17 protein-coding genes are annotated in these 14,375 nt (G+C 67.3%); 12 read left to right on the forward strand and 5 right to left on the reverse strand.

The features are described 5' to 3' along the window. Positions 1 to 127 precede the first annotated feature (127 nt). From ACQE3C_RS05670 to ACQE3C_RS05705, 8 genes are all read left to right on the forward strand, one after another. Complete coding sequence (locus ACQE3C_RS05670) at positions 128 to 391, forward strand: hypothetical protein (RefSeq protein ID WP_434538200.1); 264 nt, start codon at positions 128 to 130, stop codon at positions 389 to 391. Positions 392 to 560: 169 nt separating this feature from the next. Continuing rightward, positions 561 to 1,004 (forward strand): hypothetical protein, encoded by a 444-nt coding sequence (locus ACQE3C_RS05675; protein ID WP_434538201.1) that lies wholly within the window; start codon positions 561 to 563, stop codon positions 1,002 to 1,004. 118 nt (positions 1,005 to 1,122) lie between these two features. Then, entirely contained in the window at positions 1,123 to 1,518 is a 396-nt protein-coding gene (locus tag ACQE3C_RS05680) for a hypothetical protein (RefSeq protein ID WP_434538202.1), read from the forward strand. A gap of 370 nt (positions 1,519 to 1,888) precedes the next feature. After that, the gene (locus tag ACQE3C_RS05685) at positions 1,889 to 3,199 is read left to right on the forward strand and encodes a hypothetical protein (protein WP_434538203.1); all 1,311 of its coding nucleotides are present in this window, start codon (positions 1,889 to 1,891) and stop codon (positions 3,197 to 3,199) included. After that, positions 3,196 to 3,513, forward strand: a complete 318-nt coding sequence (locus tag ACQE3C_RS05690; protein WP_434538204.1) for a hypothetical protein — start codon at positions 3,196 to 3,198, stop codon at positions 3,511 to 3,513. Before ACQE3C_RS05685 ends, ACQE3C_RS05690 begins: the two co-directional genes overlap by 4 nt. Further along, positions 3,510 to 4,133: an HK97 family phage prohead protease gene (locus ACQE3C_RS05695; RefSeq protein ID WP_434538205.1), complete on the forward strand. Its 624-nt coding sequence runs from the start codon at positions 3,510 to 3,512 to the stop codon at positions 4,131 to 4,133. The genes ACQE3C_RS05690 and ACQE3C_RS05695 overlap by 4 nt, the downstream gene beginning before the upstream one ends. 151 nt (positions 4,134 to 4,284) lie before the next feature. Further along, entirely contained in the window at positions 4,285 to 4,575 is a 291-nt protein-coding gene (locus ACQE3C_RS05700; protein ID WP_434538206.1) for a hypothetical protein, read from the forward strand. A 393-nt stretch (positions 4,576 to 4,968) separates the two neighbouring features. Next, the gene (locus ACQE3C_RS05705) at positions 4,969 to 5,229 is read left to right on the forward strand and encodes a hypothetical protein (protein ID WP_434538207.1); all 261 of its coding nucleotides are present in this window, start codon (positions 4,969 to 4,971) and stop codon (positions 5,227 to 5,229) included. Positions 5,230 to 5,445: 216 nt separating this feature from the next. Here the strand turns inward: ACQE3C_RS05705 and ACQE3C_RS05710 are convergent, their stop codons facing one another. From ACQE3C_RS05710 to ACQE3C_RS05730, 5 genes are all read right to left on the reverse strand, one after another. Then, complete coding sequence (locus ACQE3C_RS05710) at positions 5,446 to 5,847, reverse strand: DUF6907 domain-containing protein (RefSeq protein WP_434538208.1); 402 nt, start codon at positions 5,845 to 5,847, stop codon at positions 5,446 to 5,448. Continuing rightward, the gene (locus tag ACQE3C_RS05715) at positions 5,844 to 6,986 is read right to left on the reverse strand and encodes a tyrosine-type recombinase/integrase (RefSeq protein ID WP_434538209.1); all 1,143 of its coding nucleotides are present in this window, start codon (positions 6,984 to 6,986) and stop codon (positions 5,844 to 5,846) included. The genes ACQE3C_RS05710 and ACQE3C_RS05715 overlap by 4 nt, the downstream gene beginning before the upstream one ends. Continuing rightward, on the reverse strand, positions 6,983 to 7,246 hold the full coding sequence (locus ACQE3C_RS05720; RefSeq protein WP_434538210.1) for a hypothetical protein: 264 nt from the start codon (positions 7,244 to 7,246) through the stop codon (positions 6,983 to 6,985). Before ACQE3C_RS05720 ends, ACQE3C_RS05715 begins: the two co-directional genes overlap by 4 nt. 96 nt (positions 7,247 to 7,342) lie before the next feature. Further along, positions 7,343 to 8,959, reverse strand: coding sequence for a recombinase family protein (locus ACQE3C_RS05725; protein WP_434538211.1), 1,617 nt, complete (start codon positions 8,957 to 8,959; stop codon positions 7,343 to 7,345). 145 nt (positions 8,960 to 9,104) lie between these two features. Continuing rightward, complete coding sequence (locus ACQE3C_RS05730; RefSeq protein WP_434538212.1) at positions 9,105 to 9,251, reverse strand: hypothetical protein; 147 nt, start codon at positions 9,249 to 9,251, stop codon at positions 9,105 to 9,107. Between the two features lie 166 nt (positions 9,252 to 9,417). Here ACQE3C_RS05730 and ACQE3C_RS05735 point away from each other — a divergent pair, with 166 nt between their 5' ends. From ACQE3C_RS05735 to ACQE3C_RS05750, 4 genes are all read left to right on the forward strand, one after another. Then, positions 9,418 to 10,149, forward strand: a complete 732-nt coding sequence (locus tag ACQE3C_RS05735; RefSeq protein ID WP_434538213.1) for a hypothetical protein — start codon at positions 9,418 to 9,420, stop codon at positions 10,147 to 10,149. A gap of 399 nt (positions 10,150 to 10,548) precedes the next feature. Next, complete coding sequence (locus ACQE3C_RS05740) at positions 10,549 to 11,151, forward strand: NYN domain-containing protein (protein WP_434538214.1); 603 nt, start codon at positions 10,549 to 10,551, stop codon at positions 11,149 to 11,151. 203 nt (positions 11,152 to 11,354) lie between these two features. After that, positions 11,355 to 12,479: an EcsC family protein gene (locus ACQE3C_RS05745; RefSeq protein WP_434538215.1), complete on the forward strand. Its 1,125-nt coding sequence runs from the start codon at positions 11,355 to 11,357 to the stop codon at positions 12,477 to 12,479. A 623-nt stretch (positions 12,480 to 13,102) separates the two neighbouring features. Continuing rightward, a complete protein-coding gene (locus tag ACQE3C_RS05750; protein ID WP_434538216.1) occupies positions 13,103 to 14,293 on the forward strand; it encodes an ABC1 kinase family protein in 1,191 nt (396 codons plus the stop codon). Positions 14,294 to 14,375 lie beyond the last annotated feature (82 nt).

The following is a 14,375-nucleotide window of genomic DNA, read 5'->3' on the forward strand; positions in this document are numbered from 1 at the left end:
CACCCCGAGGGGTGGTGCGGGGGACCGATCAGCGACAAAACGTAGGTGAGCCAAACCCTGGACAGCCGGCCATGACAGTCGAGTGACCCCCTACGCGGGGTCGCTCTCCAGCAATGGAGATCCTGTCATGGCCGAAATGCCAGCCTCAGAGCGCGTGATGCGCGCCCAGATTGCAGCCTCGACGCGGTGGGCAAAGGAACCCGACCGCGCCCAGGCAACCAAACCCGCTCGCCAGGGCCTGCGCCGAAAGTTCGAGCGAGAAGCCGACCCCGAGGGGAAACTCCCGCAGGCCGAACTTGATTACCGAGTCGACCAGCTGATGAAGGCCCACATGTTGCGGATGACCCTGGCGGCGTCCAAGGCTCGCAGGGAGAAGCGGGCGAAGTCATGAATGCCCCGGGAAAGGTGAATGCCGCTCCGGGGTGGACGGAGCGGCATTCAGGACAGGCCTACGAGCCTTGTTTCCCGGGAGCGACGGTGTCGCTCAGCGCCAAGTGTATGCGACCGACCCGACAGAACTGGGGAGCTGGTCAGCGCGTCGACCCCGTGAGGGGCAGGCGATGATGGGCATCCAGCTAGTCAAGCTCGCCCTCAGGGAGCCGTGGCCCCAGACCCTGATCGCACCCGAACGACTGGTGCTGATCGCCATGAGTGCTGTGGCGATCGATCCTGGCTCGAAGAGGGACACCACCCCAGCCCGCTACTACGCCGGCACCACAGCGCTGATTGAGTCGACCGGCCTGCCCCAGCGGAGCTGTCAGCGTGCACTGGCTGGCCTGGTCGAGAAGGGCGCCATCCGAAGAGTCAGGGGCGCGTCACCTGGTCGACCGGCCGAATGGGAAATCACCACCCTCACGTATGCCACCCATGGCACACGTTCCGAGGGTGAACGTGTGCCACTGGTGGCACACGAACGTGTGCCAGATCGGACACTCACGTGTGCCACCAGTGGCGGGTCTCATAAGAGGAGCAACAGGAACAAGGGCAAGGAGCAAGAAGCGTGACCTCACTTCACTGCCCAAACCTGGGTCTCTCTACTGGGCTGCTGGTTGCGTCATGCATGGCATCGTCACTTAGCTGTCGCGCGCCATGGCGACGGATGCCATGCCATGGGGGCCGACGATGAACGAGACCCCCGAGAACACCACCGAGAGCCGCGAGCAGCAGAACCGAGCCCTCGCCTTCATCGTCGCCTCGATCCGCCCCGACTGGGGCCAACCAGGGATCCTGGCCGCGCTGCGCAAGCTCGAACACAAACCGCTGGCAGACGTGGCCATGGCCGCGATCCACGCCACGGAACGCACCGACCAGCGGACGCCGGCCTTCATCCCATCCCCCGGGGAACACTGGCGAGAATCACCGAAGGCCACCCCAACCGCGGGCCCCGCCCCTGTCCGGGGCCCGCAATGCGTCTACTGCCACGGGGAGGAACACGGGAACCGACACCAGACCATGAGCCGACGCGACGGACACCCATTCCTCACCCGCGACGCCTGGAAAGCGCAGGCAAAACGATGACCGGCCCCGTGCTGCGCGTCGCCGGCCTCGAAGTACCCCTCGAGCTCCTGGCCGACGTGATCGGCGTCGGACTCGGGGAAAAGCTCCAGGCCGAGAAACACCTACCGGCCGGGAGCACCCCGTTCCCATCGCTCCCAATCCGCAACCTGGAGCAGCTACTCAACCGCGCAATTGCCGCTAGCGGAACACTTTCGGGTCAATTGTTGCCCGAACCGAGTCTCGTCACGTTGTCTGAATGGGCAAGCAAGAACTACATCGAACCCAGGACAGCGCGACTTTGGGCCAAGACCGGACGAATCCCCACCACACGCCCCGGCCGCGCCTACCTGGTCGCAGCCACCACACCACCACCGACCCGAAGGAACCCCCGATGAGCAACCGCATCGTCATCGACACCCGCACCGCGGACGACCTCGCCAGTTCCCTGCCCGACCTCGCCGCGACCGTCACCGCACCCGGACTCGGCCGAGCCGAACGAGTCAGCCGAGCCGGGAAGGCCGCCGAAGCCGCCCACGACATCCGAGCGATCCTGCCCACCCTGGCCCCCTACGCGTCCCGCCAGCACAGCCGCATCGCGGACCTGGTCACCTGCAACAACCCGATCATTGGCGACGGGGACCCCCTCGCAGCCCGCGAACGCCTCGACCAGGACGCCCAGCACCGCAGCCTGGCCGTGCAGCTGCGAGCCTGGCCCAACCTGGACCCGTTCACCGATGCCACCGCGGGCCCCGTACGGCTCAGCCCGTACCCCGTCGCGACCCCCTTCCTCGACACCTACGCCACCCCGAAGACCGAGGAGCTCGGAGTGGCCCAGATGGTGCCCGACGCCTGGGAGCTTCCCGAAGCGGTCATCGATGCCCCGATGGGAGACGAGCACCACGCCGAACGGTTGACCGTCACCGGCACGCGCCAGCCCTGGCACACCTCGAGCATCCTGCTGTCCGCCTCGAGCCAGCAGTTCGACAACACCGCCACGGCATTCGACGCCGAAGCAGCGATGGCCACCGTCGCCTCGATCGGCCTGGAACGCCAACTGCTGGCCGACCTCGCCACCGACGCCCCGACCGCAGCCACTTTCGCCGCAGCCGAGGAAGGCGCCGGCATCTGGCCGGCCGGCGCGGACCTCATCGTGTGCCACCCCAAGGACAAGCCGAAGATCGTGCGCAGCTACGCGGCCGAGGGCATCGACCCCGCCGACCGTCCGTCGATCCTGGCCACCGGGGGCGCAACCCGGGGCATCGCCCTGGTCATGGCCACCGGTGCGGTCTGGGCCGAGGCCAGCGGCACTGAGTTCATGTCGGTCGACGAGCCGTCGACGTTCGGGAAGACCATCGCCGCCTACCGCTACGGCCGCGCACATCTCCGCATGGCCGGCGCTGTCCAGCTCGTCCACGTCGCTCCCGGACCGTTCACCGCCGACACCCCCACCATCACCGGCACCCCCACCGTCGCGGAGACCCTCACCGCTGACCCCGGCACCTGGACCCCAGCAGCAGCCGGCATCGTGTTCACCTACCAGTGGAACCGCGACGGGGACCCGATCGATGACGCGACCGACCCGACCTACACCCTCACCGCCAGCGACGAAGACACCCATGTCACCGTCACCGTCACCGGCACGCTGGCCGGCTACGGCTCCCTGGTCGCCACGTCCGAGCCGCACGGACCGGTCAGCGCATGACTCGCGCCATCGAGCGGGTCCCCACCGCGGGCCACGAACCCCCAGAACTCCAGCCGATCCCGCCCCCGGTACTGGTCTGGAAGCTCGACCCAGACCGCTACCTCAACGACCCCGACTACGCCGAACGAGTGCGCGCATTCGTCACCCGCTGCTACCCCGCGACGGCCTCACCCGAAGCGGAGGTGTACGACGACCCGACCTGCCCGACCGGCCGCGTCCTCATCACCACCGCATTCATCGGCCCCACGGGCCAAGTCTGGATCCCGTCACGTGAAATCTTCGTCCCGATCGACCCCGAGGAACCCCTACCATGACCCGCTATCGCGACTTCTACCCGATCAACCCCCGCGGCGATCGGCCCCTCAGCCCCAGTGAGCCGCGCTACGCCGACCTGGTCAACACCGGCGCACAACACCGCCGCTACACCACCGGCACCCAGCACCGCGGCTTCACCGCCACCCTGCGCACCGCCACCGACACCAAGACCAGCACCATGACCGGCATCGCCGTGCCCTACGACGAATGGAGCCAGGTGGCCCCCGGAGTCATGGAACGCTTCCTGCCCAGCGCCTTCACCGACCTGATCCGCGCCCAGACCCCGCTACCCCTGCTCGTCGCCCACGACTACCAGGCGCTCCCGATTGGGATCTCCACCGGCTGGGCCCACGCCGCCACCCGTGCCACCACCGGCCTCCAGGGCAGCTGGCGCATCGACCACAAGGACCCCGCGGCCGCCGACGCGTACCGCAAGGTCGAGGAAGGCTACGCCACCGGCCTGTCGGTCGGCTTCCAAAGCCCCCTCGAGGACCAGGACGTGACCTTCGACGACAACGACACCATCTGGATCACCCGGCGGGCCAACGTCCGACTGCTCGAGGTCTCCATCGTCTCTGCCCCCGCCTACCCAGGGGCGCAGATCACCCACGTGGGCTGAGGCCCCACCATCACCCGGAGACCGCGGCCGCGCCAGCCGCGACCCGGGACCGGGGAGGCCCGAGAGGCCGGGCCTCCCCCCAAGCCGGGAGCGATCCCCCAAGGGCCACCGGGGGATCGCTCCCACCCCAGCAGCCCGCAAAGGAGCCGACATGAACCCCGACGACATCCTCATCACCAAGTACCTCGAGCGCCTCACCCGCCGAAACCTCCTGCCCCTCTTCAGCAACATCGTCCGCTTCGGCGCGATCAAGCCGGTCGGCATCAAGGCAGCCGGCATCACCGCCACATGCACCACCTGCAACAAGACCTGGCAGACCAGCGGCCGCCACCAACGACGCCTCGACCCGATCGAGAGCCACACCTACAACACCGGCCACCCCATCACCGTCACCACCCACACCACGTTCACCCTCAAGCGCCACCCCGCCCACCAGTGGTGAACCCCGACCGCGCCGAGCTCCGCGCCCTCCGCCACACCCTGACCAACACCGACACCCCAGAGCCGCAGCCCCTCCACCTCACCGCAGGCACCGGACACCCAGGACCCTGCCCCCTGTGCGGACAACCCCAACCCCGCCGACCCCGCGCCATCCTCCACGACAACCACCAGATCTGCCCCAGCTGCGCACACCACCACGGCCACCGAGAGACCAACACCACCCTCACCGCCATCACCGAACTACTCACCGCCAACCCCACCCCAGCCGCCACCATCACCGCCGACGCCGCCTGGCGCTGGTGCAACCAACAACTCGCCCGCACCACACCACCCCCGACGAGCTCGACGACCTCGACGACGATGCAGCCGAGCTCGAGGAACACCAGGAAGAACCATGGGCAACCGCGACAACACCCGACGACTCCGACCCATCTGGAACGTGATCATCGCCAACAACCAAGGATGGACCTGCCGCCGATGCCAGAAGCCCATCCGACCAGGCGAGCCATACGACCTCGGCCACGCAGCCGATGCCGACCCCAGCCGCACCCACGAAACCCACGACGTCGAACCCGAACACCCGTTCTGCAACCGCTCGGCCGGATCCAAGGCCCGCAACAAGCTAGGCAAGCTCAACCCATCCCGAGACTGGTAGCGCTATTCGGCTTGGCGCTCCGCTATCCGGCTTAGCTGGCCGCTACTCGGCTTGTCCGGCCCAGGGGGCCGTTTTTTCAGGCGGGGCGACCCCGACCGCAGCCCACGCGTCGGGTAAATATCTCTCTCCGTTCGGTATCTCCCGCGAAACACCACAGAACGGCCCAGAAGACGCGAGTAATCGCGATCCTGGGCCGTTTGGGTGCGGGGGTGGGGGTCAGGTCAGGTCAGGGGCTCCGGAGCCGTCAGCGGTCGAATTCCGGCCGTGCGCCTCGGCGTGGTCGGCTGCGTGGTTCAGGAGCCTGGCCAGTTGGCGGGCTTCGTCGGGGGTAAGGCCGTTGTCCCAGAAATCGAGGCCGCAGATGTTCACCTGGGTCGGTGTCGACAGTGGGCCGGCCGGGGTGGCCAGTTCCTCTATCGAGATGGTGACGCCGAGCTGGCGGGGTGCCAGCTGGTCGGGGTGGCGCGGGTCGGGTCTGGGGCTGCGGTCGAGGGTGGCCTCGGCCGACTCGTGGTTGCGGACCGGAGTCGAGCGGCCGTCTGTGAGGGTCGAGTCGTAGGGGTGGCCGGCCGGCCAGCAGCACCAGTCGGGGCACGGTGGGATCGTCTGACGGGTCATTGTGGGCTCCTGGGGGAATGGGTGGCGACCTGGTCAACGAGTCGCCGCATGGCGTGGTCTGGGAGTTGGACGTAGCGTTGTGTGGTCGCGGCCGAGGCGTGGCCGAGGAGCTGCTGCACGGTCAGGACGTCACGGTCGACGGCGTAGGCCTTGGTCGCGAACCGGTGGCGCAGCTGGTGCATGGTGACGCCCGGCGGCAGCAGCGCGGAAACCAGCTTCCCGACCGTGTCCGGGCTCAGGTGCCCCTCGACCTGCCCGGCGAACACGTGCCCGGGTGCCCGGGTGTGCAGCTGCACGGCGATCGATTCCGGCAGCGGCAGGAGCCGGTCACGGTTGCCCTTGCCGTGCACGACCAGCGACCAACCGTCCTCGGTGGCGACCACGTCACGGGTGTGGACCCTGGCCACCTCCCCGCGGCGTAGGCCCAGCTCGGCCGACAACCGCAACATCAGCGCTTCCCTGGGGTACGCGGCCTCGAGGGCCTTGGCGTAAGCCCACTCCGGTGATGGTCGGGGCATCGGCGGCGACTGCCGGACCACGGGCAGGCCGTCCGCCGGCGACTCGAGCACGAACCCCGACCGCAGCGCCCAGGCGTAGAACCCCGTCACCGCGGACCGGTAGGACCGGGCGGTCTCCCTGGCCCACCGGTGCCCGGCCTGCCACTCGACCAGGTCAGCCGCACTCACCTGCCACGGGTCCGTGACCGGGCACTCAGCGGCGAGTACCTGCAGCTGCTTGCGGCGTACCCGGACCGTGGCCGGCGCAGCACTGGCCGCCCTCAGGTAGTCGATCCACGCCGAGATACTCGCGTGCCACTTGGCCGAAACCTTCCGCTTGAGACGCTCCCGGCCGTCGACATGCGCGGTCGGGTCCAAGGTGACCCGACCAGTGTTCAACGCCCACCGGTAGAACGTCCGCAAGCTGGTGCGGTACACGTACAGCTGTCGGCCGGTGAACTGCTCGAGCCACTGGTCGACGTGGCCGGGAGCGACCAGCCAGGGGCTGGTGTCGACCTCACGGGCGAACCGGCGTAGGTCTTTCAGGAGCCGGTCACGGGTGGCCGGGCTGTAGTGGCTGGCCAGGGTGGGCGTGATCGTGGTGAGCGCGGCATCCCACCTGGCCGCGTTGGTCGGGGTCACTGGTCGACCTCGAGGTCCTCGACCAGCTGCACGTCGACGGCCAGGAACGCCTCGAGCTCGCTGGTGTCGACGCGGGTCACGACCGCGACCGCGAGCGCGTCGACGGCCTCGACCACGTCGGGGTGAGCCTGGTCAAACCAGCGGCCGAGGTGTTCGGAGATCTCGCCGGCGGTCGGGTTGGTGAACGCCGCCTGCAGGCCGGTGATGGTGTCCGTGATGCGGATGACACGCCGGTCGGCGGTCTTGGGTGAGGTGGTCATACGATGGGTCCTTTCGACAGAGGGGGATTCGGTCGGTGAAGGATCGGAAACCAGCGCCTGACGAGCGGTGACGCACAAGGGTAAGAGGCTGAGCACTCATAATCCCTGGGTCGCGGGTTCGAGCCCCGCACGCCCCACCCAGAGTGTCTTACGGGAACACGCGACATCGGAAGATGTGGAGTGTTCCCGTCTGGCTTCCTTGCCTCCGGTCGTCTCTCGAATGATGGTCGCGAACGGTTCTGCGAGGCGCGGGCGTAGCTGCTCGTCCTCAGTGATCTCTAACCGCGTGTAGAACGCTTGGTTCGCGAGCCTCCTGCTCCCGTCATCGGAGTAGGCGTAGGCGTGGTGAGCGTCGGCGAGGAGCCGCAGCGAGTCGTGGAGGAATGCCCGCCCTCCGACGTGTTGCTGGTCGTGCTCACTGAGGCGGTGCTCGATGTCGGCGAGTCCGGCGCGGATACGGTCTTGGTGCCGTTTCAGAGTTGGCAGGTCGATGGCGTCGGCGAAGTGTGCGGCGAGTAGCTTGTCGCTCTCGGCTTCCAGGCGTGCCCGGCTTGCGGTCAGGTCGGTGAACTCCTGATCGCGTCCCGCTCCGCGCTGGTCGAACGCGGTGTCGAGCTCGGCGGCGAGGTGGCGGTAGCCGTCTTCGCTGATCGTGATGTTGGCGTAGGAGTCCGCTACGAGTCGTTCCGCAACCTGGACGGGCACCGCCCGTCGAGTGCAGGCCGTGCGCTTGGATGCTCGGCCGGAGCAGACGAAGTAGGCGTAGGTCGTGCCGCGCGGGTTGGTGGCGAAGTCCAGCAGCATCCGCGAGCCGCAGGTTCCGCAATGCAGTAGCCCTTTCAGGTGGTGGGCGTGCTGAACGTGCCGGGTTGCGTGCGCGTTGCGCGCCTTCAACAGAGATTGCACCTGATCGAAGAGCACCCGCTCCACGATGGGTTCGTGCGCGCCGGGATGCAGGGCACCTCGGTAGCGGATGACTCCGGCGTAGTACGGGTTCGTCAGCACGCGGTAGAGGGCGTTCTTCCCCAGCGGCCCGGATGGACGCTTGGGCGACGGCACCGACCGCAGTCCGCGAGCGGTGAGGTCGCGCAGCAGCGCGGTCACGGAGGTCTCACCGCCTGCGTACTGTTCGAACCCCCAGGTGATGAGCGGTGCGCGCTCGGGGTCGACTTCGACCGTGCGCATCTCGCGGCCCTGCTCGTCGGTGCGGCGCACGTTGAGGTAGCCGATGGGTGCGCGCCCTGGGGTGCCACCTTGAGACACCTTCTGCGTCAGCCCCTTCGTGACCTCGGTAGCGAGGTTCCGGGAGTAGAACTCCGCAATGGACGACATGATGCCATGGACGAGCATCCCCGAAGGCGTCTGATCGATGGACTCGGTCGCCGACACGAGGGTGACTCCGGCGTTGATGAGGGCTTCGTGAATCTTCACGTCGTCAGCGCGGTTGCGGGCGAGCCGGTCGAGCTTGTGAACAATGCAGAAGGTGGTACGGGCGCCGGCGATGAACGCCAGCATGTCCTGTAGACCGTCGCGGTCTGCCGAGCGCGCGGACTCTCCGGCGTCGATGAACTCGCGCACGATCCGTGCTCCCAACTCGTCAGCCTTCCGGGCGTTGGCCTCACGCTGGGCGGGGATCGAGAACCCTTCGTCGGTGCCGCCGCGCTCGGCCTGCTCCCGCGTCGACACCCGCAGGTACGAGACCGCCAGCAGCACGGGCGCGTCGGCCGCGTGCTCGGAGGTCGTCGGCCGCGTGCTCGGAGGTCTTTGTGTCGAGTGTCGCGGTGCTCATGATGGGACCTCCGTGCCGGGATGCTTCTTGGTGTCGATCTTCTCGCGCACCCCCGACAAACCGGAGAGCTCAGTGGCGCGCGGACGCCAGGTCGTCGGGCGGTGGGAGCCCGTAGGGATCGGGATCGCCGCTCACCCAGGCGCGGTAACGGGCTTCAGCGATGCCCAGCACCCACTCGATCAGCTTCCCGAGGTCAGGCTCATGACGCCGCGTCACCCGCAGCCGCAGATTCCTCTCGTCGCCTCGCATAACAGACAGGTGCACTGGCCTTCGCGATGCACACTTTCGCCCGTCCACCCTACCCCCACTTTGAGGTCACACGCCTCTTGCAGATCGAGGAATCGCCACTTACGTCGGTGACGAAACCGACGTACCGTAAGACATGGCCACCAAACGCTACGACCCCACAGCGACCGACTTCAACGGCCGCTACGCGCGCTGGGTCGCCGCACTCGAATCCGGCACCGAAGCCGAGCTACTCGAAGCCACCGTGGCCCTCCCGACGCTTAACAAGCGCGTGCTGGCGAAGCTTGCAGCGGTTGATCGCGACGAGCCCGACTCGACGGTGCGTGCGGAGCGGAAGCGCGTGCTCGTGCTGCTCAGCGAGATGAACGCAAACCAGGCCGCACGCCTCCGTGAACGGAAGCAGGCGGAGCAGCGCCGCCGCGACCGAACGGTACGTGTTGAGCGCCGAGTCGAGCTGCCGACCACCTGCGCACGGTGCGGAACCAAGCTCAAAGAAGTGAAGCCTACGGGCAGGCCGCGCCTGTACTGCTCGCCCGCCTGCCGTAAGGCCGCCTACGAAGACCGCCGCGCCCACCGCGACGGTGCGGTCAAGGTGCAGGTCGTGGAGAAGCTCGTCACTGAGGTGCGAGAGCGCCTCATCGAGGTACCTCATCCGAGAAGTGACTGCATCAACGCAGTGCTGGCTGATGACGACCTCATGGTCTCAGTGATCTGGACGCTCACCGCGCTTGTGCGAGACAGCAGCCGCAAGGCGTACGACCCCGGCCAACCAAAGTTCGAGAGTCTCCACCTTCACGCCAGAGTTCTGTCCGAAGCGCTCGACCATCGCGCGGGCATCGGTAGCCGCCGAACTGAGAGCAGTAGATGAGGGGAGTGCCTTGCGCTCCACGTTGTTCGGAGGGAGGACGGACGTCCGAACGAGTCCTGAGCACGGACGACCCCTACGGCGTCCAGTCTGCCTGTAAGCCCGTCGCGATCTCACTTGAGCTCACCGCATCAGGTCCAGCACGGGCGCGCGGTGCCGATAGGGTGTCAGGATGAGTGACTGGAGCGACTACTGGGGCTGTCCGAGGTGCGGCAACTTGACCCTCCGCATCGAAGACAAGGCCGGACGTTGCGACGTTGCTACATGTGAGTATGACCAGTGCGACTACTTCGACGAGGGAACTCCTGAGTAACCGCCGACCCATCGTCGTGTATGCTAGGCGTATTACGCCCCGCCGTCCTCAGGGATTGGCGGGGATTTTTCTACCCGACGGAGGGACAGATGAGCGACGACGTGGATCGCGTAGTGGTCTTCATGGACTACCAGAACGTCCACGGCTGGGCACGCCGCCAGTTCCTCCCGTTCGGCGCCGACCCCAGCGACGGGCACGTGTTCCCGCTCAAGATCGGCGAACTGCTCACCGGGCGCCGACGGCGTGAGAGCGAACTGATGGAGGTTCGCGTCTACCGGGGCCGTCCGAACCCGGAACGCCAGCCCGGTGCCGCAGCAGCGAACGACCGACAGGCCGCCATGTGGGAACGCTCCGATCGGGTCACTGTGGTCAGGCGCAACCTTCAGTACCCCTCGGATTACCCGGCATCACGCGCCTCGGAGAAGGGCATCGATGTCGCGATCGCCGTGGACATGATCCGCCTCGGCATGTCCGGCTACATGAACGCCGCGATCTTGTTCTCTTCGGACAACGACCTCATGCCCGCCGTCGAAGTCCTTTGGGGCATGCCGCAGTGCCACGTCGAGGTTGCCTCGTGGTCGGGCGCTCATCGCGTCCGCTTCCCTGGCACGCAGCAGCCGTGGTGCCACCACCTGAACGAGACCGACTTCCACGCGGTGCGCGACACCTACGACTACTCGCCCCACGAGTAGAGGCCGCCCACGACGGGCGCGTCCTCACCCACACCGTGCCCCGGTGAACACCGCACTGCTTGTCGGCGCGATCGCGCTGACTCCCTGCCGGCGGGCTGTTCGTATAGCGTCCACTTCCGCGTCCGTGAGAGTGAGGATCTGACTCACCGCGAACTCCGCCCGGTCCCTGATTCGTGTCGGTCCCGACCACTACTCTGGAAGCCATGGGACCCTCGGAGTACGAACTCGAAGCATGGGAAGCCGTCCAGCGGTTCAAGGGACGACCGCTGTCCCAAGGGATGCGATGGGCTGGCGACAAGGCGGCTGACGGGTTCGCGGCGCTCGGCGACAACGCCGATAAGTTCCTCGAAAGTCACCCCAAAGCCGAGCTGGCTGTCTCGCGGGGCAAAGAGGTAGCCACCAAAGGAGCCAAGGCCATCGGCACCGGGTTCCGCAAGGCCGCCAGCGCCCTCCCCGACTGGAGCGGCGAGGCCATTGAGGCAACCAAGCGGTCACTCACGCGCATCTCACGAGCGGGGCTCTCGCCGAGGCGAGTTGTAGGTCGGCACAAGAAGCGCGGCCACGAGGTGTCTAGGCTGGCTGACGTTCGCCGACTGGACCTTGAGCAAATCGACGAGGTGCGCGGGCGGGGAGCAAGTTGGTACTACCCCGCGCTCGCTGCGCTGTCCGGGGCTGGCGCTGGTTTTGTGATCTCAGGTAGCGAGTTGGCCGTCATTCCATCAGCGGGCGTTGCGGCAGCACCTTCAGGCGGCGCGATCGTCGGTGCGTTCGCTGGTGATGCCGCGATCGTGCTTGGACTCTCCTCGCGCGTCGTCGGTCAAGTCGCCCTGAACTACGGGTATGACCCCGAAGATCCTGCCGAGAAGCTTTTCATCTTGTCCGTCGTCAACGCCGGGACCGCAATGTCCGCGACCGCGAAGACCGCGGCGATGGCCGATGTCTCCCGCCTCACTCAGGCTCTCGTGCGCGGCAAGACCTGGGCAGTCCTCAATGAGTCAGTCATCTCCAAGGTCTCGCAGCAGGTCGCGAAGGTCTTCAGCTTCCGCCTCACCAAGAAGGGCCTCGGGAAGGCCATCCCTGCAATCGGGATCGTAGTTGGTGGCGCCTTCAACTGGACCACGTTGGAGTCCATCGTCGACGCCGCTGATGTCGCGTACCGTCGCCGTCTGCTGATCGAAAAGTACCCGCAACTCCAGACCGAGGATTCCTCGGCTTGGTTCTCTGACATCGAAGGAGACGTAGCCGAGGACGCTGACCAGGCATTCAGCGTGATTGACGAACTCGCCGATGCTGGCGGGCCTGACCTGCGGGAGCCCCAGGGAGGCTGAGGTACCACATGCCTGCTGGCATGCCGCATTCCACCAGATTCGGGTCGTCCTCTGGATCGACGGTGGAGCCAAGGCGGGGTCGCCCGTGACGACCAACCATCTTCACCTTGACCGCGTCTTCGCCCATATCGTGCTCCGGTGCACTCTGAACTGGCGAGCCAGCGCGTTCACGCTTACACCTTGTGCGTGGGCTGTTCGCATAGCGTCCACTTCCTCCTCGGTGAGGCGTGTTCGAGCGCGTCTCTTTGGCTCTTTCGACACGTCGAACAGCGGGTCTTCGGCCTCGTCTTCGCGCTCGACATCCCCACGATTGCCCTGATTCCACGCGGAGACAAGCCTCTCAACCCGTGGTCGTCTGTTCCCGCAGCGCTCGATTGCTTCCACCCAGATCGTGGCCCTCGTGGTCGCCGTTGCGCAGGTTCCAGTGCAGAGTGCACGCCGCCAGTGAAGGATCCGGTGAGGAACTGGCACATCCGCGGGTCGGGGGGCCGGTTAGCATCGGCGCCATGGCCAATGAGGACCTGTCACCAGCGGGAGTGGGACTGTATTGAAGCGTCGCCTGGTCCGCTCCCGGCAGGTCGCCACCACCCTGAGCCGCAACGGGTTGCGCCTGGGCGAGCCAGATGGGCCTCGGCACGCTGCTGCCGCCCAGCGACGAGGTCGACGCAGGCCCCGAGGACTCCAACCCGCGCCCGGAACTGCTGGTCTCGACCCTGCAGGAACTCGGCACGGTCTACGTCAAGTTCGGCCAGGTGCTGGCCACCCGCCGCGACCTGCTGCCCCCGGAGTACTGCGATGCGCTGGCGACGCTGACCGACTCGACGCCGACCACCCCGGTCGACGAGATCAAACAGGTGATCCGCGACGAGTTCGACGAGGACCCCGGCACGCTGTTCCCGACCTTCGGGGACAAGCCGCTCGGCTCGGCCTCGGTCGGGCAGGTGCACCCCGTCGTCCTCGCCGACGAGCGGGCCGCGGTGGTCAAGGTGCGCAAGCCCGGCGTCGTCCAACTCGTCGAGGACGACCTGGCGCTACTCGGCGACCTGGTGCACACCCTGGAACGCCATAGCCGCCAGATCAAGGAGTTCGGCTTCGTCGAGGTCTACGACGTCTTCGCGAAGAGCCTGCGTGCCGAGGTCGACCTGACCACCGAGGCGCGGGCCTGCGACGCCATGGCCGACAAGTTCGCCGACGACCCCACGGTGCACATCCCGTGGATCGAGCAGTCCCTGACCACCTCGCAGGTGGTGACCCAGGAGCGGGTCAGCGGCCTGCGGCTGGACGATGCCGACGCGCTGGTCGCCGCCGGCCTGGGCCCGGCGGCCGTGGCCCACACCTACCTCGACGCCCTGATGCGGATGGTCTTCGAGTTCGGCACCTTCCACGCTGACCCGCACGCCGGCAATGTGGTCGTCGCCCCCGACGGCACGCTCACCTTCATCGACTGGGGCATGGTCGGCCTGCTGGGCAGCCGCGAGCAGGACCGGCTGATGCGCCTGGTCGCGGCGTTCGCGTCCGGCAATGACACCCTGCTGTTGTCGGCGCTGCTCAACCTGGCACCCCCGCGGGCGCGGATCGACAAGGAACGCCTGCGCACCGATGTGAGCGCGATCGCCGCCTCGCTGCGTTCCGAGCGGGTCGACCAGATTCCCATGGGTGACATGGCCGAGGACCTGCTGGCCACCTCATTGGACCGGCTCGAGACGATGAGCAACCGCCTGGTCACCGGCATGGTGGTCTCGGCGGGAATGATCGCCTCCACCCTGCTGGTGCTGGCCCGTCGTTCCCGTCGACGGCCGCCCCCGGACCGCTGAGGGGGCCGCCTGGCTGCAATCCCTGCGCCAGCGCAAGGAATGCAGCTCGATCGGCCCGGACGAGGTGTATTCGTTACATCCG

Source organism: Aestuariimicrobium sp. Y1814 (assembly GCF_050113895.1).
Lineage (GTDB): Bacteria > Actinomycetota > Actinomycetes > Propionibacteriales > Propionibacteriaceae > Aestuariimicrobium.

Excerpts from the sequence above, each read along its gene's own strand:
- ACQE3C_RS05670 (WP_434538200.1), top strand. The coding sequence starts at position 128 with ATGGCCGAAATGCCAGCCTCAGAGCGCGTGATGCGCGCCCAGATTGCA.
- ACQE3C_RS05700 (WP_434538206.1), top strand. The coding sequence starts at position 4,285 with ATGAACCCCGACGACATCCTCATCACCAAGTACCTCGAGCGCCTCACC.
- ACQE3C_RS05745 (WP_434538215.1), top strand. The coding sequence starts at position 11,355 with ATGGGACCCTCGGAGTACGAACTCGAAGCATGGGAAGCCGTCCAGCGG.
- ACQE3C_RS05740 (WP_434538214.1), top strand. The coding sequence starts at position 10,549 with ATGAGCGACGACGTGGATCGCGTAGTGGTCTTCATGGACTACCAGAAC.
- ACQE3C_RS05690 (WP_434538204.1), top strand. The coding sequence starts at position 3,196 with ATGACTCGCGCCATCGAGCGGGTCCCCACCGCGGGCCACGAACCCCCA.
- ACQE3C_RS05710 (WP_434538208.1), bottom strand. The coding sequence starts at position 5,847 with ATGACCCGTCAGACGATCCCACCGTGCCCCGACTGGTGCTGCTGGCCG.
- ACQE3C_RS05695 (WP_434538205.1), top strand. The coding sequence starts at position 3,510 with ATGACCCGCTATCGCGACTTCTACCCGATCAACCCCCGCGGCGATCGG.
- ACQE3C_RS05750 (WP_434538216.1), top strand. The coding sequence starts at position 13,103 with ATGGGCCTCGGCACGCTGCTGCCGCCCAGCGACGAGGTCGACGCAGGC.
- ACQE3C_RS05735 (WP_434538213.1), top strand. The coding sequence starts at position 9,418 with ATGGCCACCAAACGCTACGACCCCACAGCGACCGACTTCAACGGCCGC.
- ACQE3C_RS05720 (WP_434538210.1), bottom strand. The coding sequence starts at position 7,246 with ATGACCACCTCACCCAAGACCGCCGACCGGCGTGTCATCCGCATCACG.
- ACQE3C_RS05680 (WP_434538202.1), top strand. The coding sequence starts at position 1,123 with ATGAACGAGACCCCCGAGAACACCACCGAGAGCCGCGAGCAGCAGAAC.
- ACQE3C_RS05675 (WP_434538201.1), top strand. The coding sequence starts at position 561 with ATGATGGGCATCCAGCTAGTCAAGCTCGCCCTCAGGGAGCCGTGGCCC.
- ACQE3C_RS05705 (WP_434538207.1), top strand. The coding sequence starts at position 4,969 with ATGGGCAACCGCGACAACACCCGACGACTCCGACCCATCTGGAACGTG.
- ACQE3C_RS05685 (WP_434538203.1), top strand. The coding sequence starts at position 1,889 with ATGAGCAACCGCATCGTCATCGACACCCGCACCGCGGACGACCTCGCC.